Raw genomic sequence first — 21,061 nt, 5'->3', positions numbered from 1 at the left:
ATTACTGCTTCTCATCGCAAAGTTGATAACCACTATTAATTACTCAAATTCTTAAAAAAAATCTACCATTTCAGGTCAGATTTTCACTTCAACAAGTAAGTATAAAGGGCAACAATTTTAGTTGTGCTTTATATACCTTTTTAAAATATATGTAATTAAAAACACCAAGTCAATGAAAGCAGCAAAACCTGTAGAAAAAGACAATAAAGTCCACCAACAACAAAAGCAAAAAAAGAAAGAACCTGTGGTTATTCATCAATCTGAGACAGAGATGGCAGGTACACAAATACAAAGATCGGGTAGTCCGACTGTTGTGACCGGATCAGGAAATTCTAATAATAATTTGGTCGGTCGAAATGGTAATAATCCAATGACCCAAAATATTTATGATCAGGGTTCGGAGATAATGTATGGCAGATTTCAGGAAAGTCTTAAGCAAACCGGTGATGTTAACCATCCCGACACCAAAAAAGCTGAAAAAGATTATATGTCTGCCAAGAATATAAGCCAGGGACAAGATTATGACCATACATCGGGAACTTCTATTCCAAAAACGGCACAAGGTCAAACCGCTAAAAGCAAAGCTGAAAATCAAGAGGTCGTGTCTGAATTGATACTTCAAGCAGGGGGTAAAGGAAGAGTAACCCATCAAGGTGACGTATATACCTTGCATTTCGATACCTACAAAACGGATGAGTATAATCGTAGTATAAATACTAACTATAAGCTTGATCGTTATGCGGAAAGAATGATTTTTGGACAAGAGGTCAATCATTCTTGGATACCTAAATATGAAGATACATATGTGAAAACACTTGTAAGTTCAGGAGGAAGTGCAGATTACCGAAAATCTGACTACAAAGGAGTAGTAGGAGGTAAAGGTAAAGGAACTGGTGAAAAGTTAGGTAAAGGAGCAGGTGAAGAAAATATCCTTAAACCCAATCAGGGAAAAACACTTGAAGAATTGAAAAGCGAACTAGCTAAACTACCTGCTGAAATAAAAAAAATTATCGGAACAGAAAAAGGTAATCTTACTCTAGCAGATTATCAACGATTATTGGTGATTGCCGAAAAACTAAAACAACTTTCACCTGAAGATATTGTATTATTCCAACACCTGACAATAAAAGCTACAGATAATATCGAATTGTTTGAAAAAGCAGTAGATTTCTTTTTGGCAAAAAAAGAGGAATTGAAAGCATTAAGTGAGCAAGCGCAGGCAGCCAATGCTTCCGAATCTATGCAAGAAGCTATAGAAGGGTCTTGGCAGGGATTTGATGACACAAAAATAGGTAAAATATCTGAAAGCGACCAATATGATTTAGCTAGAGAGCAGACCGAAAAAGCGACCGCAGCACAACTGCAATACATGAAAGACCATCCAGGTGAAGTTGCAAAAGACTTTGTAAAAGCTGCTACGCTTATGAATACAACAGAAACTGCAGAAGCTATAGAAAAAGACATAAAAGAGGCAGCTAATGGAGATGTCAATGCATGGCAACGATTAGCAGCAGGTTTGGGAGCTGGGGCGAAAGTATCGGGTTGGTTGTTGGCTGCTGCTTGTGTAGTTGCTGTAATTTCTATGCTTACGGGTGTAGGGGAAGTAGCTGCAATTATAGAAGTATTGTTATACACTACGATTATTTTATCCATAGCAGAATCTGAAGCGCGTATAAAGGCTGCTTCACAGGCTAAAGATGCTGCTGTTTTTAAGGAAAATGTAAACCAAGCCGCTTCTGCACGTACCAACGTTATAGTAGCTTTAGCCATGCTAGGTTTTGCAAAAGCTGTAGGCTTTATTGCCAAAACATATTTTCCAAAAACACTGGCTCGTATAGGTGAAAGTGTAAAAAACTTTAGGAATAAGTTAAAAGAGATGATAGGACTTGATAATTTTGCTAAAATAAAGAGCGGGTTTTTGACAGGACTAGAAGCTGATAAACAAATCTTGATACAAAGTGGAGAACAAGCCAAACAGAGTATAGCGCAAACGGTAAATGAGTTGGCACAAATGGATACTCAAACTTTTATAGAAAACCTGGATAACGCAAGTAATGATTTTTACCACCAAGAAACTACTCAAAACGGACAGACTACAAATTGGAAAGCTATAAGCCAAACACCTGAAGGACTAAAAGGAATAGAAACTTATAAAGCAAACCTGCTGCAAGAGTTACGTACAAAAGTGCCACAACATATAGATGCATTAGTACAGGAGCAGGTGCAAGCGATAAACAAAATGCAAGAAGGAGTAAAGTTTGCAAAGGATGTCAAAGCTTGTGATGCTGCGCTAGAAGAATACGAAAAGTTTATTAGTCCAGAAGAAGTAACCAAACGTGCCCATGAAAAGCAAACAGAGATTATTAAAAACTCATCTGAAAAAGCTTTGCAAGAGATTGACGAGAATTTGAAGAAAAATGATACCAAACGTGCTCATGAAAAGCTAGCCGAGATTATTAAAAACTTATCTGAAAAAAAAGCTATGCAAGAGGCTAACGAGAATTTGAAGAAAAATGATATATTTAAAGATGAAAAATATAATCCAAGAGATGACTCTAGATTTGATGTATTAGCAAAAGAGGAAGGTAAAAATAGTTTAGGAGATATTGCAAAAGCTCAAAATGAAGCTGAAGCAATTCTTTTAGCGGAATATGAAAAGCATATACAAAATCCTAGAAGACCTAATGTGAAAAATGGAGAACCAGATTTAGATTTTAAGGTTGATGGACCTCCTCCATATAAATATGCAGATGTTAAAACTCCTGTAAATAGAGGGGATCTAGAGGCACAAGCTACTCATATTGGAAAGAAAATTACAATGCAAAAAGGGGGAACTAATGATGTAGCGCATATAGTTGATTTGAAAAATATACCTCAGACTCAAAAAACTATATTTATAAACAATGTAATTAATGCAGCAAATTCACCTAAAGGAATAATATTTATTAATAAGTAATATGGAAAATATAAAAATAAGATTACAGCAACATAAAGAGTGGCTAAATAATGGTGGCGGAAAACAATTGGATATAGAAAATGAAGAATTTAGTAATATAACTCTTAAAGATGAGAATTTAAATACATCAATATTTTATAATACAAAATTTGAATCAAGTATTTTTATAAATTTGAATTTAGGAGGTAGTTCATTTTTCAACTGTACTTTTTCTGCAGTAAATTTTGAAAAATCTTTTTTGCGAAAATGTGAGTTCCATCAGTGTAAATTTATTAATTGCAATTTTTCGGAAGATGAAATAACAAAAGCTGAGTTTTATGATACATCGATGGAATTTTGTACATTCAATAAAATTAAATTTGGATGGAGCTATTTTGGAGTTTGTTTTATATCAGATACAACTTTTAGTTTAATAGAATTAGATAGTTTAGCTTTTATGGATAGCAAATTTATGAATGTTACTTTTGAAGAAGCTAAATTTAATATTGAATATCCTGTAAAAATTAACGATCAATTAGATATTATCAATATAGATCAGTTGAAAATCGCAATTGAAAATTAATTATATATATTGGAAAAATTATATTAATTTTATTAAGATTAAAAAATAAATTCCCTTAACTACCACACGAATCTTTCGTGTGGTTTTTTATAAAAATATAATTGATGAGGGTATTACAGGTTTCGCAATTCTGCAAAGTTAATTTCTTAAGACTATTTATCTACCTTATGTGAAAAGCCCTGTAAAAGATTAATGAAAGTTTGAAGTGAAATAAACCTTTAAGGAACATGGCTAAATAGGTTACCAAAGTGGTTGGAGGAGTCCTGATAATGTAACCATAAATAATAAAGTAGTTATTAAATTTTTAAAAGAATAGATAATGAATAGAATCATAATTAGCAACGATAGTTTTTTTGATTAAAAATACAGTGAAGCAAATAATAGATATGCAATAAATTAGATGAAAACTTTTAAAGAATTAAATAGAACAGAGGTACTTGATAAAATGTTGAGTAGTGAGTATGGAACATTATATCATCATCTTGATGTACAATGTATGAGGCTGTATTACAGCATGTTGATGTTCACCCACAGATAAAAAAATATGTCTTCATGCCTCAATTAATAGAAGTAGGAGTAGATTATATTATTCGTCCTTTTTATGTTTATTTTGTATCTACTAGTAGATATTTTGATCCTGATGAACCATTAGAACCCTATCAAGAATATTATGAAATGCTTGGTGCTTTTTCAAAAGAAATGATGAATCAATTTTCGAATGAAGATATCGACAACCCAAACAAACTAAGTATTATAAAAAGAATCCTGAGAAAAAGTTTGATAAGACCAAGAGGAAAAACTTTTTTTGAAGGAAGAGATCTTAACAAATATATTATTGTAGAACCTGCCATTTCAATTGAAGATATTGAAAAATGGAAAACGATTGATAAAGAATAGTTTTTGAACGGATGTGTTTGTATTTCTATAAAGAAAATATACATAAAAAGAGCTTTAGTCATTCAAATAAAATAGAAATCCTCATATTGCCGCATGATTTATCGTGCGGCTATTATTTTAAATCATCCTTCAAAAAAATTATCTTTATAAAAATAAAATCAATAAGTCGTTATTGAAAATTCTACCCCCCCTGAATGTGTAGATAAAATCATTAAAAATACAATCTTATTGATTGATGAAATCATCAAAAAAATAAAAGAGAAAGGAAGTAAAACAGAGCTTCGGTATGGCGACGCTAGAGTTATTTTATCATTAGAAATTTTAAGGTTAGAAATTTCTATTTCACAAAAAATATCAATCAATAGTATTAAAGCATTTAATGAAATAAGTGCAATAACTTCTTATGAAAATTATAAAGATATTTACCCTGAAATTTATAACTTATTAGACTCTCTTAGCATAAAAATAGGAACATTAAATCCAGAGTTTTATAATGCAGATATTGGCATTGTTGGTTTCTCAAATGATAAATGGAAGAAACATTTTAGTAAATGGATAAACTCTTTAATGGATGATTTAGATCCATATAATCGAGCTAACAGAAATATTAGAATAGATGATGATACAGCATTATTTCTAACAATTGATAAAATACAAGAGATATCATCTAGACAAACATCAATATTTGATATCAATAATAGATACACACAAGGTGTATATTTTAATTTTAAAGATGTGTCTAAAAGGGATCCTATTTATTCGCAACTAAGAGATAGTATAGAAAGTTTCAAAGGAAAATATTCTTGGCTTATGGAATATGTGAAAAGTAGAAAAAGTTACATAATCATACCGAAGTATTTTTACGATAATGAGATACAAAGAATAATACCTGAAGAAGATGGACAGGTACTAATTTTTAAGCAAGAAGTAGATAACGCAATAGCTGATTTACCTCTTTTGGTAGAAAAAATTAAGCTGGATTTTCAATTAAATGATTAAGTAAGCTAAATAAAAAGAGAAACTTTATTGATTACTTTTTTATACATAAAGCAAATTCGAAATTATTTTTTTAGATAATGAATTTTAATAATTTTGTAACAATAAAAATATTTGCAAGTTCAAACTTTTAATGATATAATTTAATAGGCATATTATATTTCAGCAAAACTCGCTATATTTAATCAAAAATACAAAGACTTTGATGTGATTATAATCCAATTAATAACGCAACGGTCTAAAAATTTTTGATAAAATAATAATCATTAAAATTTTAAAAAACCATGAAAAAAACACTCTTCATTTGCTCCATTCTACTAAACCTTTCTCTTCTAAGTGCACAAACGATAGAATCAGGAAGCCATAAAACGGCAGGTTACATCAAATCGGACGGAACAATTGAAAACAGCAGCCATTCCACAGTAGGTTACATTAAAAGTGACGGAACGGTTGAAAATAAAAGTCATTCGACGATTGGTTACATCAAAAGTGATGGGACGATTGAAAACAGAAGTCATTCTACGGTGGGGTACGTCAAAAAAGACGGAACAGTCGAAAACAGCAGTCATTCAACCATTGGATATATTAAAGACAATGGAACGGTAGAAAACAGCAGCCACGGAACCATTGGATATGCCAGCGGAATTAAAAAAGAATGGGCTGCGGTGGCTTTCTTTTTCTTTAAGTTAGATTAAGATTAACTTTGCGAAAGAACTATTTCGCTAAATATAGTTTAAAAATGAAGGCTTGGATTTTTATAATCCGAGCCTTTTTTATTTAATGATATTTGGGAAATTTTTTTCTTTTTTTAATGATTGAATAAATATTCTAATAATTATTTGTAGCTATTTTAAAGTTACTGCAACTACCGAACAGACAGAGTAAAAAACTTTTATAAGAATGAAAAAATAAGGAATTTTGGATTTTAAAATGTAAAAAATAATTATTTCAAAAAAATTAAATCATTAGGATTATTTAAGGATTATGGAAGAAAATAAATTGCCCACAAAAGAGGAATTAAAAGGCTATTTCGGAAAAGGTAAATACCCCACGGAAAGTCAGTTTGCAGATTTTATAGATTCTTACTGGCATAAAGAGGAGGATAAGCTGCCAGAGGAAACCCTGACAACCGTTATTAACAGGGATAATAATGTTCCGGAACAGGGAATTAAATTAGTATATAGTGGATCATCGCCTTCAACCAAAATTGAGCTGAGAGTCAATCACAAAACCTGGTCTCCATGGATTGGAAACATGAATCCTGATCATACGGGAGTTTACAATCATTCATTTGGTTACGGTGCATTACAGGACGTTACCACCGGAGATGGAAATGTGGCATTAGGAAATCATGCCTTGTGGAAGCTCACAACGGGTATTAGAAATACGGTTGTAGGATCTAGCTCGATGATAGCGTTAAAGGAAGGATACTGGAATGTTGTGGTAGGACAGGCTGCGCTGTACTATTTTGCGACAGGTCACAATAATACTGCTGTCGGCAGAGTGGCGATGAATAATTTCATAGGAGGGTACGGTAATACGGCCTTGGGAAGCCACTCCGGATATGTTGATGGAGGAACCAGACATACTCAGGAGTATAATTATAATACTTTTTTAGGTTTTAGATCCGGTTACACATCCGATTTGCCGAACAATTTGAAAGGAAACAACAATGTGACCATAGGGGCCAATGCTCCGATAGGAGGGAATACCAATAACCGGCTGGTTATCCATTCTTCAGAAACTGTACTGGATCACAACACGGCTCTTCCTCTCATAGGAGGGGATTTTGCAGAAAAAACCTTAGATTTTGATTCTTCATTAAAGGTTCGCAGGCTCCCGCAGGCCGATTCCGCTTTTACCAAAAATATCGTTGCAAAACCGGACGGAACTTTTGGTGTCGAAAATAAGCAGACTACCATCGCTATTCCTTATATTCCGAAGGTGGATATTTCAACATTCAGTCAGGATAGTACGCATTATTATTTAAATGTGATGGTATCAGGAGTTGTCGGTACTTATAGTGGAAATAATCCATTCAGGGTATTTGTGGATGCTTTGGCAAATCCAATCGAAGCAGTTGATATATCCTACGAAATAAAATCTTCAGGCAGCGTACCGTTACCAGCTAATAATTCAGCCGGATTTGCCAGCTCATTAGGATTTATACTAAAATTTCCTAAAGCTTCCAATACCGGTTACATATGGCAGAATACTGTGGATTCTATATTTATAACAGCAATGTTTATGGGAAGCCACAATAATGATGTTCAGAACAATGTGGTTTATTCGGTTCCCAGAATAGGAATTGACTCAAAATATAAAAATAAAATATCGATCTAACTACAATATTAATGAAAAACACAAGGCTGTTTTTAGTTAACCATATTGTTGCTTTGATTTCATAAGCAATAAATAAGTATTTAATTTCTCAATCGCTCTACAGACCCTCAATATTTTAAAAACTGCTGCAACTACAGACTAGGGAGGCTCAAAAACTTTTACAGGAGTAAAAAAAGCGAGAATTTTGAACTCTGAAATATATTTCTGTTGCAATACTGATTTATTCAGGTCAGAAATTCATGCCATAAAAAGCTTATAAAGCTTCATTAATCATATTTATAAACAGGTACAAATGTTTCCAGTAACAATCTCCAAAGCTTGAATACGATGTTTAAAATGTGAAATAAATACAATAACTAAATAACATAAGGAAGTAAAGAATTAAATATTATGGAAAAAAACGAAATAACCCCAAGAGAACAACTAAAAACCTATTTCCAGAAAGGGAAATATCCGACACAAGGACAATTCTCGGAATTGATAGATTCTTTAAAACATAAAGAAGATCCTCTTACCCAAAAAGAAGCAGTTGCAATTGCCAACAGTTTTCTTTCACTTAATACCGGATATATTTATTATACGACAAACATTGGAAATCAAAAATTTTCGGTGGTGGTAAACTCAAGTGATGAAGACGAGCAGGAGATCGTAAGTACGACCCAAGGACAGGGAAAGGTGTTCTTCTACGGCAGTGCGCCTTACACAATTAAAGCAAAAAAGTTTCCTGTTGAAGGTTTAAATGGTAATGAATATTATGTATTAAGTTATCAGGTGAATTCAAGATTCTACAGGAATATGTTATTTGGAAATAACCTTCCCTCGATTCCGGATGGGTTTGAATTTGGAACGCTTGAGGATAATATGTTTAACCTTAGTATAGGCAAATTAGATATTGGACAACAGGTGAATATTGTAAATACCCAAATAAAATTTATCAATAACACTTCAGCATCCATTCAATACAGAGCACAGGCAGGATATTGGAGCGACAAATACAGGGCAGAAGATAGTGTTACCAATCATTATGACATTTCGGATACAGTGAGCTTTACCTATGATGGAGATCTTACCGAAATCCATCAAGGAATAGAATGTAAGATTTTTGATACAACCAATAATAATCTGTTGATGACAGCATTTTTATCTCCTACACAAAATAATCAGGGAGTTTGGGGCGGTGGCCAATTGCAGGGAATCAGAAATATAAGAATTGAATGTGATTATAAGATATTATAAAAACTTATATCTACTCACACTCACCTGAATACACAAAATTATTTTTAATAAAGATCAAACCATTTTAAAGATCTTTTCTTATGCAAAACAGTTTTAGTAAAAGAACAATGTTTTGCAGATTCTTTTTACCATACTTTACTTAAAGGAATTTCCTAATACCAAAATTATCAATTGCCACTATACTAAATAATAGGCAATGTCTCACTCTATAATTCTAAAAACAAAAAAATGGATAATAAAACGCCAATATCATTAGATACCATATACACCTATTTCCAAACCGGAGATCATCCCACACAGGATGAATTTCAGGCTTCCTGGTCGTCATTCTGGCACAAATTCGATTCTATTCCTACGAGCTCAATAACGGGATTAGATAATTCAATACAGAATAAAGCAGATAAAAATGCAGCAAATCTGGATAGCAATAATATTCAAGCATGGAAAACAACTTTAGGAGTTGGAGGATCCGATGAACTGCCGGAAAATCTTGCAACAATTGATGATGCCAATAATATCGGAAATGTTTTTACTAAAAACCAAAGTGATTCCAAGTATATGATTTTGAATGACTTTGTGAATAATGATAAAAAAATTCTAGCAGAAAAAATTGAAGCATTAGGCTTAACAACACTTATCGAGGCATCAGAAGCAAGTATTATTGATTTTGCAGGACACTCTTCAGCTTATACTTTTGAGAAAAATGATTTTATTGCCATTCCTGTAAATGCTGGAAATTATTCACTTTACATGTTTAAAGGAGGTGAAAAAACATATAAAAACAATTATCTGCCTACAGGAATCTCTAATGTTACCATCGGAATGGTAGAAGGACTTCAGACCGAATTGAATAAAAAACTTGAAAAACCTCTTACAGACGGAAAATTTTATATCAAAAGAGCATCCGGAGTTACTACAACAGAAGCACTGGCGGATGAAACGTTGGCTACAGTTGTCAATAGAGATGCTTATTCTCCTAAACCGATTGCTTTTCTAAATGGTGCACAAAGTACATACGGAGCAATAGGTGTTAACCCATCAACATATTCTTTCTTTTGGGGAAATATTAATCCAAATCATACAGGTATTTACAATCATACATTTGGCTACAATTGCTTGTCTAAAGTAACTACTGGAACAAATAATGTAGCTCTTGGAGCGGCTTCAGGACAGGAGCTTACAACGGGTTCATTTAATACTTTCGTAGGAGTAGTTGCAGGGCAAAACGCAGTATCTGGGAACTGCAACGTTATGCTTGGAGAAGAATCAGGAAACAAAGTAACGACAGGATTCAAAAATACATTAGTAGGAACAGCATCCGGATATAATACTACAACAGGAAATCTAAATACACTTATTGGCTACAAGGCTGCCAGTACCAGTGCTTTGGGTGACCGTAATATCGTAATTGGTGCGTCTTCAGGGCAAGGAGTAACAGGACAAAACAACATATTAATTGGTATTGGAGCAGGTATTAATGATGGCGCTTTGGCTAATAAACTTATTATCCACTCCAATAATACTTGGACGGGATATAATAATACCTCAGAAGGTGCTTTTGGAAGTTTTCAGCAGGGAACTTTGGCAATGGCTTTAATTACAGGAGATTTTCTTCAGAGATGGGTGAAGTTTAATGGTTCATTTTCTATTAATCCAGGGTATATTCCTGCGGGAGATGCTACTTATAATAAATCTTTTGTTGGAAACGCATCCGGACAATTTGGGTGGATCGATAGAGTAGAGGGTATTCCTTTATCCGGAACTGTCGCAGGGAAACCTGTTTCCGGAGAAATTGAATTTTCAACTGAAGGAGGAGGAGCTATAAAAAGCGGATCTGCTGTCATTACAGTTTCCGACGGATTTACAACGATGACTTCAGGAAATACATCAAATGGCGAAAGAAGTGAAGTTCTTATTAATCCATCACAAATAACAGTGTCCCAAGGCATGGGAGATAATGGAAAATATATTAACCTAACGGAATGGCAAGATAAAATTGATGTAAAAGCACCTACATACGGTCCCGGTATTGTTGGTTCTGATTATTATGGTGACAATTACGAAGACAATTCATTTGTACAAAAAAGATGGGTGGAAGACAGGCTTCAGGAGACGGGAAAAAACTATAAAATCTACAGAGCATTATTAAGAAATACAAGTTCAACTTTTGAGCCTGCATTTATAGAACTGGAAAATACGATAGGTAACATCCAATGGAATAGAACCGGAACAGGACGTATCGAAGGAAAGCTGCAGGGTGCATTTCCTGAAAACAGAGTTTGGATTAACAGCAAAATTAATACAAGTAGGAATGGAATGTATCCCGAATGTCATTCTGTAAGGGTATCAGATGATTCCTTGTCCATTAATATTTTTGATGTAGACAGTAAATCAGGGGTTGATTTTGAAGAGCAATTTGGAGTTATTGAAATCTATGTTTATGCTTAAAATTTACTTAAATAAAATGATTCAGTTGTTCAGAGAAAATATAAGAACCATCAGCCAAATAGTTTCTCTTTTTAAAAGCAGAATTGATTCAAATTCAAAAAAAAGCGATACGTATAATGAGGATGAAAAATCCGAGAATGATGGAATATTATTGATTTTCAGTAAGGAAGCCGATGATTTAGCCAATCTTTATCAGGAAAAGTTTAATGAATTTTCTGATGTTTTAGAGACAAAAATCAATCTTTTAAAAAAAGAAATTATTCTCCATAAGCGCATCAATAAACAATTGAGATCCGAAAATGCAAAGCTGAAGAAGATTTAAAATACGTCAAAAAAAATTATAAAACTAAAAAACCAATGGAATCAGAACAAATACAAAAATTATTTACACATTTAAAAGAAGTTATTACATGGCGTATCAACAATTCTTCAGAATATTTTAACATAGGAGCTCCTGAATTTAAAACTAATGACCATGAAGGCTTTCAATTAGGAGATTATATTGTGAAGAAGGGGCTTGCTCATCAGGAAGTTATCATTTTATTAATGGCATTATTACCAAGATTGGATTCATCATTGTTGAAACGCATTTATTTAGAATTTCCAAATAGTGTGTTGTTCGATTTCTGTTCAGTCAGTGACAATGGCAGACTGTTTTATCCTACGATTCAAACTGTTCAGTATATTTTAGGTGGAGATAATATTTCAGAAAGATTAAAATCATTAGAATTTTTCGATTCAAATTCAATTTTGATTAAAGAAGAACTCATCGTTTTTCCTAGCTCTCCTCATGATCATACACCAATGAACAGCCCATTAAGTGTTCATCAGGAGGCTTTTAATAAGATTATTTTCGGAATTGATTTATTACCGAAAATGAGCAACGACTTTCCTGCAGAGCAAATACATACCCGAAGATCATGGAGTGATTTAATACTTCCTCCAATTACATTAAATGAGCTCCAAGGAATTGAAGCTTGGTACAACAGCAGCCAGATTCTTATGAAAGATTGGGATATGCAGAAAAAACTAAAACCGGGTTTTAGAGTGTTGTTTTACGGTGAGCCTGGAACTGGAAAAACTTTGGCAGCCAGTCTTTTAGGGAAGTACACTAAACGCCCTGTTTTCAGAGTTGATGTTTCTATGTTGGTTTCAAAATACATCGGAGAAACAGAAAAGCAATTGGCTAAATTATTCGACAAAGCAGAAAATAAAAACTGGATTTTATTTTTTGATGAAGCAGATGCTATTTTCGGAAAAAGAACCAATGTGAAAGATGCCCACGATAAATATGCCAATCAGGAAGTTTCTTATTTGCTGCAAAAAATAGAATCTTTTTCAGGGCTTATTATTTTGGCATCCAATTTCAAAAATAATATGGATAAAGCCTTTACGCGACGCTTTCATAGCTGCATAAAATTCAATAATCCAAAGCATGAAGAGCGTCTGCGTATCTGGCAACAAAATCTTCCGGAACAATTGCAGCTTGTGGATATCGATTTAGACCAAATCGCCCAGCAATATGAGCTTTCAGGTTCCAATATTATGAACATCATTCAGGATGTAAGTTTAAAAGCAATTGCATTACAGGATCCGGAATATAAAGTGAGCTTGGAAATGTTGTTGGAAAGCATCAAAAAAGAATATGTGAAGGAAGATAAAATCTTTAAATAAAACATTGAATTTCAGTTAGCTTTTTTCTCGTGGCTAGTTAACGGGAGAAAAGCTTCGGAATTCGTTCAATTTTAAAAATAAAACTAATGAAAATGAAAACCTTAATACTGATCTCGCTAATGAGTATTGCATTTGGTTGTAGAAGTAAGCAGAAAATTACAACAGATCATAAAAAATATACAAAGGAAACCGAAAAAGTAAAAGTTGATTCTTCCGGCTTTCAAAGCTCAAAAGCTATTCAAAATGAATCGACTGATGCTTCTCTGCAGGAAGAGAAGAACGAAATATCCGGAAATATATCGATTAAAGGGCATTCTGATTTAGTTAATCCCTTTATTTTTCACAATATTGTTGGAAAAGATACTATCCAAAGTATTTCTATCCTGGGAAATGCGGAATATTTAATCAGTAATCGTTATGCAAAAGCAGACAACAAAAAATCGGAGATTGTAAAAAAAGAATCTATCCAAATCGTTCAGGATTCTATTCAAAAAGATTTTTCGAAAGAACAGATCAAAGAAGTGTCGTCTGCAATTTCTGAGGAAACCCAAAAGATAAAAGTAAACGGATTTGAACTTGCCGCCTGGATTTTCATCACCATTATCGGAATCACTTTAATCCTGATTTTTTTCACCTATAAATATTTAAAAAAATGAAAACATCACAAAAAGGAATCAATTTAATTTTATCGTTTGAAGGCTTCAGTGCCAAACCTTATCTGGATTCTGCGGGTATTCCGACAATTGGCTATGGAAATACCTATTATCCCGGTGGTAAAAAAGTAACGATGAAAGATCCGTCAATTACCAAAGAAAAAGGAGCCGAATTATTTTCATCTGTTTTACCGACTTATGAAAAAATTGTTGATAATAAGATTAAAGTTGCGCTTACCCAAAATCAGTTTGATGCGCTTGTATCTCATACCTATAACACAGGAGGGTCTGATACTTTATTTTCTTTAATCAATAAAAATGCAGCTGCAGCGGCCATTCTCGATTGGTTTACTTCGAGATATATTACAGCCGGAGGAAAAATTTTGAACGGTTTGATAAGAAGAAGAAAGGCGGAGGCAGATTTGTTTTTTACAAAATAGCATCTAAAAGTGTTGACTAAAAAGGCTGAAAAATTGCGAAAATAAAAGGCTTGAAACAATTAATAATTAATCAAAACAAAATTTATGAAAACAAAAGAAGAACTAAAACAATATTTTGAAAAAGGAGATAGACCAACACAAAGCCAGTTCTGGGAATGGATAGATTCTTATTGGCATAAGGAAGAAACTGTGGAAAGGATTATTCCTATGATGAGTGATGATATGCTGATTGGACATGCAATATCTGTTACTATTTCGAAAGATGTAAAAAAAATTAAACAAGGGGCTTTCCAATTTACTGGACTGAGTTATCAAATAAATGAAGTGAACTTTAATGAAGGTTTGGAAGAAATTGGAGGAGCATTTTTTGGACAAAATATAAGAAGGGTTCAAACTCCTTCTACACTAAAAGTTATAGGAAATAATGCTTTTGCTTACCAAGCAGATACAGTAAATGGAACAGGTACTTCTTTAGAAGAAATTATTCTGAATGAAGGATTAACTACTATTGAGGATTACGCATTCAATTGTCCAAGTTCTAAAGTTAAAGATTTATTTATTCCCAATTCTGTACAGACAGTTGGTCATAATGCTTTTGCACTTCCATCACTCGAAACAGTTTCCATACCATCAGGATTGGATGTAAGCAATGCCGGAATTCCTTCGACAGCAGTTATTATCGTTAGACCATCAGAACCACTTCCAAGCTAAAAATTGAATACAATGAAAACAAAAGAAGAACTAAAACAATATTTTGAAAAAGGAGATAGGCCAACGCAAAGTCAATTCTGGGAATGGATGGACTCTTATTGGCATAAAGAGGAACTTATAGAAAGGGTGATTCCTCTTTTTGATGGAGATAAATTTAAGGGATCTTCAATTGAGCTTACGATTCCTAAAAATGCAAAAAAAATTACCAGTGGATCCTACATTTATACAGGTATGTCATACCAAATTACAAGAGTAATTTTCAATGAAGGATTAGAAGAAATTGAAAGTGGGGTTTTTAATAGTCAAAATATTAAAAGCATTAAAACGCCGTCTACACTGAAGATTATTGGTATAGCAGCTTTTGCAAATCAAGGTAATATGATTAATGGATATGATTCTTTAGAAGAAATTATTCTAAATGAAGGATTAATAACTATTGGAAATTATGCTTTTAACTGTAATAGAGCAACCATTATAAAAGATTTATATATTCCTAATTCTGTACAAACTGTTGGAGAAAACGCCTTCGCTATTCCTTCTCTTGAAAACGTTTCTGTAAGAGCAGGATTAGATTTAAGCAACGCCGGAATTCCAGCAACCGCAGTTATTACGTATAGAACAACAGATTCTAATGATAGTTAAAAAATTGATACAATGAAAACAAGACAAGAATTAAAACCCTATTTTAAAAACGGAGAAAAGCCAACACAGGATGAATTCTGGGAGTGGATGGATTCTTATTGGCATATGGAAGATAAAATTTCTCTAGACTCTGTTGAATCTATTGAGAAAATAGTGCCATTTATCGTAAATGGAAATCTGCAAGGATCGTCAGTCGAGCTTACTATTCCCAAAAATATAAAAAAAATACTAGGATCTTCATATTCATACATGGGAATGTCCTATCAAATTACTAAAGTAAATTTTAATGAAGGTTTGGAGGTAATTGAAAACAGTGCTTTTAATACTCAAAATATAAAGAGTATTAAAACCCCTTCAACTCTTAAAATTATTGGTAGTTCAGCATTTGCAAATCAAGGAAATAATATCAATGGCAGTGATTCAGTGGAAGAGATTATCCTTAATGAAGGTTTAGAAACTATTGGAGATTATGCCTTTTCTATCGGTAGAGTTTCAAATGTTAAAGATTTATACATTCCTACTACTGTACAATCTGTTGGACAAAATGCATTTGCAATTTCATCACTTCAAACAGTCTCAGCTCCTGCAGGTTTAGATCTAAGTAACGCAGGAATTCCTGCGACAGCAACCATCACTTATAGATAAAAAAATAAATTATGATAACAAAAGAAAAACTAAAACTTTATTTTGAAGAAGGGGATAAACCCACACAGGATGAATTCTGGGAGTGGATGGATTCTTATTGGCATAAGGAAGAAAAAATTCCTCAGGAATCTTTGGGGATTTTAGCAACAGAAGAATTTATATATTCTTCTACAGACAATACTGAACTATTGGGGATGGCTAAAACCGTTATTATTCCGGAAGGTACAAAAGTTATTGGGACAAATAGTTTTAATTTTACTGGAATCGGTAAAAATTTTATCACAAAAATTGTATTTCCAAATTCCCTAGAAAAAATAAAAACTGGAGCTTTTTCACTACAGTATTTTAGAGGAAGTTTGAGAATTCCAGGGAGTTGTAAAACTATTGAATCAAGAGCGTTTCAAAGTAGTTCTATGAATATTTCCGAGCTAATTTTGGAAGAAGGTATAGAAACGATTGGTTCTTTAGCTTTTTCAATATATGGAAGTGCCAATTTATTACATTTAAACATTCCCAATTCTGTAAAATCTGTAGGACAGGATGGTTTTGCCATTTCCTCATTACAAACCGTTTCAGCTCCCGCAGGTTTAGATTTAAGTATTGCAGGAATTCCTTCAACAGCAGTCATTACTTACCGACAATTCAATCCATAATTGGGATATTTGAATCATAAATTTAATACATAATTCATAATATCGTGATCTGAATAAGAAAAGAATCCGATAGTTTCGCAAGCAATATAAAAGCTATTAAAAACAAACAAAATTAATTATGATTCAAAAAAAACTACTTGGATGGATGCTTATGCTTGCAGTAACCTCCATCGGATGCCAAAATGATGAATTTTCCTCAATTTCAGCAGAGAAAGAGATTTCATCAAAAAACAACACAGGTAAAGTCTCTGCTGCAGACGTAAGTGTAAATGCTTATGTAGATACAAGTAGCTACATCAACTCTGGATTCAGTTTCTTAAATCCATCTCAGGTTGATAAAAACCGTCAGGCTATTGGTGGAAGTGCTTACACCGAAGTTTACGGATTCAATATCCCTGAAGAAAACAGAGTAAGAGGAATCCGCTGGAATACCGATGATGAAACGACATCGATCTGGAGACCGCAAGGAATAGCAGGTTTTACCAAAGATGGTGTTCGTTATTTGTTGGTGAGCTGGTACGCCAAAGATGATGCAGAATTTAAAGGATCCCGTATTACTTTGATTGACATCAGTCCGAGTTCTCCGACTTATCTTACGTACCGTCATATTCTGTTGGTGCAGCAGGATGTTCCGACAAATGTAACAACTTATTCACAATATGGTTCTTACGCTCCATTGAATGTACACGCGGGTGGAATTGCTTATTTTAAAGGTAAAATATATCTAAGCAGTACAAATTTGGGCGTTCGAGTATTCGATTTAAATAAAATAATTGAAGTAAGCACAGGCGACATAACCAACGATAAATGTGGTAAAGATGCCAATGGGAATTTATATGCGTTCAATTATAGATATATTTTGCCACAGATCGGATATCAAAAGATCAACAACGCAAGTCCTTTCTCCACAATTCAGGTGAATGATGAGGGTACTCAGTTTTGGACAGGGCAATATTATGCAGGCAGTGCCGATGCAAGCATTGTTCCTCAGGTGTTTGGTTTCCCGGTTGATGCGAACGGAACACTTCAAAGCACAGGAATTGTTGCGGTAACTCCAAAGAATAGTCTTTTTGCGGATAATCACGCTCATGGAATACAAGGAGTATTCAGAAAAGGGAACAGAACTTGGCTTTCTTGTACCGGATCTCCAAGCGAATCTTATGGCTCGACTGCAAGATTGGCCCGTTATACCGATGGAGCAGATGATACTGTACGTTACCGTTGGCCGTATGGAGCAGAATCTCTTTACTATGAATCTCAGTATAATTATCTGTGGAGCCTGACGGAGTTTGAACCCAATGCAGGAGCAAAAAATGGAAGTCAGGTAAACAGATGTATTTTTGCAGTTGATTTTTCTAAATATGAATAATTCAAATTAGATTAAAAATAAAAAAGAGACTGTCTTTAGGGATAGTCTCTTTTGTTTATTGTAAAAAACTTGTTTAAGCTTTTTTTACCGCAAAAGGCACAAAAGATTTGGATAATATTTAAAGCTGACTATTAAATTTAAAAAAGTCCTCAAAAGAATAAAAATCTTTGATTTTTATTCTTTTGAGGACTTTTTATTAGATAATAAAAAAAACTTTTAAGATAGCTTTTGTATCTTTTGTGGTAAAATTTAAAACCAGTTTAAAAGGTTTTTTAAACAAATATATTAAGTCATTTTTACTTCATAATTTCCTGATCAAAAAGTAAATTATCATCCTCATCAAAACTTATAATCAAAACTTTATACTGTTTTGCCGTGTCATTATTGAAAAATTTAATTCTCGGCGGAATATTATCAGTGTCAAATAAATTAGGATTCCAATATAATGTTTCTCGAGTATCGCTTTCGATTTTCTTTGTAGAATCATCATTATCAATCATTTCAATTGGGAATTCCGAAGGTTTATCATAGCCTTTTATAACTGCTGCATTGTTTTTCTGTGTGGGCTTATCATTATTTTTCGATTTCATGTTGCCTTTCATGGTGTAAATGGCAACCGCATTCCCGATTAATCCGGATTCTTTAATGATTTTCACCATCGCAATATTGCTTATGGGTAGACTCGTAATCATTGTAGGATCAGTTTGTACTTCATCCAGATATAACTTGGCTTTCTGACCTCGAATGTAAGGTATATTCGCTCCTGAATTATCTCTCTGAAATGTTAATCCCGCCGCTCTCCCTTGCAGCCAATCTAAAATATTTGCCGATCCAAAAGCTTGCTGATCTTCATTTACAAAATCAAATATCGTAGAGTTCATAGAGCTAAACATTCCTGTAGACAACTGTTTGTCAAGTTCTTCTTTCGGATCTGCCTTTTTACCCGTTAATTTTACTTCTTCAATTTGAACATCAACATCCTCTGTTTTTTTATTATTTTTTTGAACATTAATGGCTCTTGCAATGGTTTGAGAAAGATTTTTACGATCAGCCGATTTTACCAGTTTGTATTTTGTGGTAGGTAAATTTCCTTTAAATGGCGTTGGATTTACCAAAGGTTCAGCCGTAACGAATAAATTATCGGTGTTTACCTCTTTACCCTTTTCTGAATTGATGAATAATGAAATATTCAAAGGTTCATCGAAGCTGATATTATTTAAATAAACATATCCATTTTGATCCGTTCTGAATGGATTGATAGAAGATTCATTTTCGCCCACTTTTAAGACTAAATTCACATTTGTATCCTTCATCAAAGCATTGTCTTTAAGAGGTTTTACCCTGTATGAAAGAAATTTTTGAGAATTTTTAATGGTCGGAGCTGTTCCGCTAAGTACGGAATTCCAATCAAATCTTTTCCAGTTCTCGGAAATAAGCAAAGCATCTAACGCTTCACTGTTGGCTGTTTTAGAAAAATATTGAGCCGGACTGTCAATTTTTGAAGTAAAATCTCCTGTCAGCCAAAGGGTACTCAGTAAATTTTCATCTTCTACATTATTTCCATCATCTTCGCTTACCAAAACCGTGTAATTCTTAAAATAAGTCTCAGGAGAAAGATCAATACTGTTGAAGGCTCTCGGAGTTTCCTTCAAACTTTGACCGATAATTGTCGCCTTTTCAATTTTTAAATTATTAGGTTTAATAAAACAAAGCCTTTTCGCTACAAGGTTGTCCTGGTCATCGAAGATAGCCAATTGCAATATACCATTATTTCCATTGCTGATTTTTACGGGAATAAGGCTCGAAACTTCATTTGTTAACTGTGAAATATTGGCTTTATAAGCAAGATGGTTGTTAATTGTTCCAACAATTTTATAATTTTGAAGCTGTTGCTTTAAATTGATTCCTTTTAAAGTATATTTAATTCCTTCTTTCGAACTCGAAACTTCCAGATTCGCGCCACTTTCCGCCACCGAAGGCAAATCTATTGTTTTATTTTTACCCGAATTATCCTGAACAATAACCTGATATTTTTTTCCTAAAGCCGGAGTTATTTTAAAAGAAGCAACATTTTTATCAAAAGATTTAAATGTAGTAATTGCTGTATTTGGATTTTGTGCGTCCACAACTTTTCCGCTCCAGTTTTCCGGCAAAGAGCCATCGCTAGATAATCTTACAGCAAATTTTGTAGGAATTCCGTCGATAAAATTTCCACTTTCAGGAAAAGCTTTGGCAGACCAATCAGAATTTTTAGAAACCTCCAGTTTTTCAATCGCATTAGGATTATAAATAGGAATGGTTTTTACAATCTGGAAATCTTCACTGAAATTATTCATATAAGGCGTGTAAGCCCTCACAAAATAAACCTGCTCCGGAAGATTTTCTTTAAGTTTAAAATCTCCGCTGCCTTCACCGTTGGTGAGAAGAATCATTTTCCAGTCGATTAGTTTTTTATCCGAATCGTATAATTCCACAAATAGAGTGGTAGAGAGTGTTGTACGATTATAGCCATCAAATACAAAACTTTTGAACCAAATCTGGTCACCGGCGACGTATTGCGGTTTGTCGGTAAGAAGGTATACTTTTTCCTGTTCGTAATTATTCTCAAGATTGGTGATTGCTTTTTCCAGTTTAGTTTGTGCCAATACAGGCTGTACCGATGAAAGAAGCAATAGGAAGAAGATATTTTTCATAGAAATCTCTGCGCATTTATAATCCAGTGCTAAATTACTTAATTAAAGACTTCAAAGATTGATAATTATCTTGTAATTTTAAATTTTAAGGAGATTTTAACTAAAATATTACCTAGTTCCTACAAATTAATTGAAAATAATAT

General features: G+C 33.4%; 18 protein-coding genes. 17 read left to right on the top strand and 1 reads right to left on the bottom strand.

Annotated features, from left to right (window positions below):
• The first annotated feature begins 172 nt into the window (after positions 1 to 172).
• The 17 genes from ACKX2A_RS04910 (at position 173) to ACKX2A_RS04830 (ending at position 18,225) form a co-directional block, all read left to right on the top strand.
• Positions 173 to 2,956, top strand: a complete 2,784-nt coding sequence (locus ACKX2A_RS04910; RefSeq protein ID WP_415327961.1) for a hypothetical protein — start codon at positions 173 to 175, stop codon at positions 2,954 to 2,956.
• 1 nt (position 2,957) lies between these two features.
• Entirely contained in the window at positions 2,958 to 3,518 is a 561-nt protein-coding gene (locus tag ACKX2A_RS04905; protein ID WP_415327959.1) for a pentapeptide repeat-containing protein, read from the top strand.
• Between the two features lie 552 nt (positions 3,519 to 4,070).
• Positions 4,071 to 4,415 carry a hypothetical protein gene (locus tag ACKX2A_RS04900; protein ID WP_415327957.1) on the top strand — a complete coding sequence of 115 codons (345 nt, stop codon included), beginning with the start codon at positions 4,071 to 4,073 and terminating at the stop codon, positions 4,413 to 4,415.
• Positions 4,416 to 4,643: 228 nt separating this feature from the next.
• Positions 4,644 to 5,414 (top strand): hypothetical protein, encoded by a 771-nt coding sequence (locus ACKX2A_RS04895; protein ID WP_415327956.1) that lies wholly within the window; start codon positions 4,644 to 4,646, stop codon positions 5,412 to 5,414.
• Positions 5,415 to 5,695: 281 nt separating this feature from the next.
• Positions 5,696 to 6,106 (top strand): 5-fold beta-flower protein, encoded by a 411-nt coding sequence (locus ACKX2A_RS04890; RefSeq protein ID WP_415327955.1) that lies wholly within the window; start codon positions 5,696 to 5,698, stop codon positions 6,104 to 6,106.
• 289 nt (positions 6,107 to 6,395) lie between these two features.
• The gene (locus ACKX2A_RS04885) at positions 6,396 to 7,754 is read left to right on the top strand and encodes a hypothetical protein (RefSeq protein WP_415327953.1); all 1,359 of its coding nucleotides are present in this window, start codon (positions 6,396 to 6,398) and stop codon (positions 7,752 to 7,754) included.
• 390 nt (positions 7,755 to 8,144) lie between these two features.
• Entirely contained in the window at positions 8,145 to 8,990 is an 846-nt protein-coding gene (locus tag ACKX2A_RS04880) for a hypothetical protein (protein ID WP_415327951.1), read from the top strand.
• A gap of 228 nt (positions 8,991 to 9,218) precedes the next feature.
• Entirely contained in the window at positions 9,219 to 11,438 is a 2,220-nt protein-coding gene (locus tag ACKX2A_RS04875; RefSeq protein WP_415327950.1) for a hypothetical protein, read from the top strand.
• Positions 11,431 to 11,760 (top strand): hypothetical protein, encoded by a 330-nt coding sequence (locus ACKX2A_RS04870; protein ID WP_415327948.1) that lies wholly within the window; start codon positions 11,431 to 11,433, stop codon positions 11,758 to 11,760. Before ACKX2A_RS04875 ends, ACKX2A_RS04870 begins: the two co-directional genes overlap by 8 nt.
• A 35-nt stretch (positions 11,761 to 11,795) precedes the next feature.
• Positions 11,796 to 13,112 carry an ATP-binding protein gene (locus tag ACKX2A_RS04865; protein ID WP_415327946.1) on the top strand — a complete coding sequence of 439 codons (1,317 nt, stop codon included), beginning with the start codon at positions 11,796 to 11,798 and terminating at the stop codon, positions 13,110 to 13,112.
• A 92-nt stretch (positions 13,113 to 13,204) separates the two neighbouring features.
• Positions 13,205 to 13,768 (top strand): hypothetical protein, encoded by a 564-nt coding sequence (locus ACKX2A_RS04860; RefSeq protein WP_415327944.1) that lies wholly within the window; start codon positions 13,205 to 13,207, stop codon positions 13,766 to 13,768.
• Positions 13,765 to 14,205 (top strand): lysozyme, encoded by a 441-nt coding sequence (locus ACKX2A_RS04855; RefSeq protein ID WP_415327942.1) that lies wholly within the window; start codon positions 13,765 to 13,767, stop codon positions 14,203 to 14,205. Before ACKX2A_RS04860 ends, ACKX2A_RS04855 begins: the two co-directional genes overlap by 4 nt.
• A gap of 84 nt (positions 14,206 to 14,289) precedes the next feature.
• Positions 14,290 to 14,916, top strand: coding sequence for a leucine-rich repeat domain-containing protein (locus tag ACKX2A_RS04850; RefSeq protein ID WP_415327940.1), 627 nt, complete (start codon positions 14,290 to 14,292; stop codon positions 14,914 to 14,916).
• A 12-nt stretch (positions 14,917 to 14,928) separates the two neighbouring features.
• Positions 14,929 to 15,558, top strand: a complete 630-nt coding sequence (locus tag ACKX2A_RS04845) for a leucine-rich repeat domain-containing protein (protein WP_415327938.1) — start codon at positions 14,929 to 14,931, stop codon at positions 15,556 to 15,558.
• A 12-nt stretch (positions 15,559 to 15,570) separates the two neighbouring features.
• A complete protein-coding gene (locus ACKX2A_RS04840; protein WP_415327937.1) occupies positions 15,571 to 16,203 on the top strand; it encodes a leucine-rich repeat domain-containing protein in 633 nt (210 codons plus the stop codon).
• An 11-nt stretch (positions 16,204 to 16,214) separates the two neighbouring features.
• The gene (locus ACKX2A_RS04835; protein WP_415327935.1) at positions 16,215 to 16,856 is read left to right on the top strand and encodes a leucine-rich repeat domain-containing protein; all 642 of its coding nucleotides are present in this window, start codon (positions 16,215 to 16,217) and stop codon (positions 16,854 to 16,856) included.
• A 118-nt stretch (positions 16,857 to 16,974) separates the two neighbouring features.
• A complete protein-coding gene (locus ACKX2A_RS04830) occupies positions 16,975 to 18,225 on the top strand; it encodes a hypothetical protein (RefSeq protein WP_415327934.1) in 1,251 nt (416 codons plus the stop codon).
• Between the two features lie 296 nt (positions 18,226 to 18,521).
• On the opposite strand, the gene ACKX2A_RS04825 is transcribed toward ACKX2A_RS04830, so the two are convergent.
• Entirely contained in the window at positions 18,522 to 20,918 is a 2,397-nt protein-coding gene (locus ACKX2A_RS04825) for a hypothetical protein (RefSeq protein WP_415327932.1), read from the bottom strand.
• Positions 20,919 to 21,061: the final 143 nt, after the last annotated feature.

Source organism: Chryseobacterium sp. MMS23-Vi53, assembly GCF_047651245.1.
Lineage (GTDB): Bacteria > Bacteroidota > Bacteroidia > Flavobacteriales > Weeksellaceae > Chryseobacterium.
The sequence above is the reverse complement of the archived record's forward strand: the minus strand, read 5'-3'. Positions and strand labels throughout refer to the sequence as shown.

Excerpts from the sequence above, each read along its gene's own strand:
- ACKX2A_RS04845 (WP_415327938.1), top strand. The coding sequence starts at position 14,929 with ATGAAAACAAAAGAAGAACTAAAACAATATTTTGAAAAAGGAGATAGG.
- ACKX2A_RS04855 (WP_415327942.1), top strand. The coding sequence starts at position 13,765 with ATGAAAACATCACAAAAAGGAATCAATTTAATTTTATCGTTTGAAGGC.
- ACKX2A_RS04910 (WP_415327961.1), top strand. The coding sequence starts at position 173 with ATGAAAGCAGCAAAACCTGTAGAAAAAGACAATAAAGTCCACCAACAA.
- ACKX2A_RS04900 (WP_415327957.1), top strand. The coding sequence starts at position 4,071 with ATGCCTCAATTAATAGAAGTAGGAGTAGATTATATTATTCGTCCTTTT.
- ACKX2A_RS04825 (WP_415327932.1), bottom strand. The coding sequence starts at position 20,918 with ATGAAAAATATCTTCTTCCTATTGCTTCTTTCATCGGTACAGCCTGTA.
- ACKX2A_RS04870 (WP_415327948.1), top strand. The coding sequence starts at position 11,431 with ATGCTTAAAATTTACTTAAATAAAATGATTCAGTTGTTCAGAGAAAAT.
- ACKX2A_RS04890 (WP_415327955.1), top strand. The coding sequence starts at position 5,696 with ATGAAAAAAACACTCTTCATTTGCTCCATTCTACTAAACCTTTCTCTT.
- ACKX2A_RS04875 (WP_415327950.1), top strand. The coding sequence starts at position 9,219 with ATGGATAATAAAACGCCAATATCATTAGATACCATATACACCTATTTC.
- ACKX2A_RS04885 (WP_415327953.1), top strand. The coding sequence starts at position 6,396 with ATGGAAGAAAATAAATTGCCCACAAAAGAGGAATTAAAAGGCTATTTC.
- ACKX2A_RS04850 (WP_415327940.1), top strand. The coding sequence starts at position 14,290 with ATGAAAACAAAAGAAGAACTAAAACAATATTTTGAAAAAGGAGATAGA.
- ACKX2A_RS04905 (WP_415327959.1), top strand. The coding sequence starts at position 2,958 with ATGGAAAATATAAAAATAAGATTACAGCAACATAAAGAGTGGCTAAAT.
- ACKX2A_RS04880 (WP_415327951.1), top strand. The coding sequence starts at position 8,145 with ATGGAAAAAAACGAAATAACCCCAAGAGAACAACTAAAAACCTATTTC.
- ACKX2A_RS04830 (WP_415327934.1), top strand. The coding sequence starts at position 16,975 with ATGATTCAAAAAAAACTACTTGGATGGATGCTTATGCTTGCAGTAACC.
- ACKX2A_RS04840 (WP_415327937.1), top strand. The coding sequence starts at position 15,571 with ATGAAAACAAGACAAGAATTAAAACCCTATTTTAAAAACGGAGAAAAG.
- ACKX2A_RS04860 (WP_415327944.1), top strand. The coding sequence starts at position 13,205 with ATGAAAACCTTAATACTGATCTCGCTAATGAGTATTGCATTTGGTTGT.
- ACKX2A_RS04865 (WP_415327946.1), top strand. The coding sequence starts at position 11,796 with ATGGAATCAGAACAAATACAAAAATTATTTACACATTTAAAAGAAGTT.
- ACKX2A_RS04835 (WP_415327935.1), top strand. The coding sequence starts at position 16,215 with ATGATAACAAAAGAAAAACTAAAACTTTATTTTGAAGAAGGGGATAAA.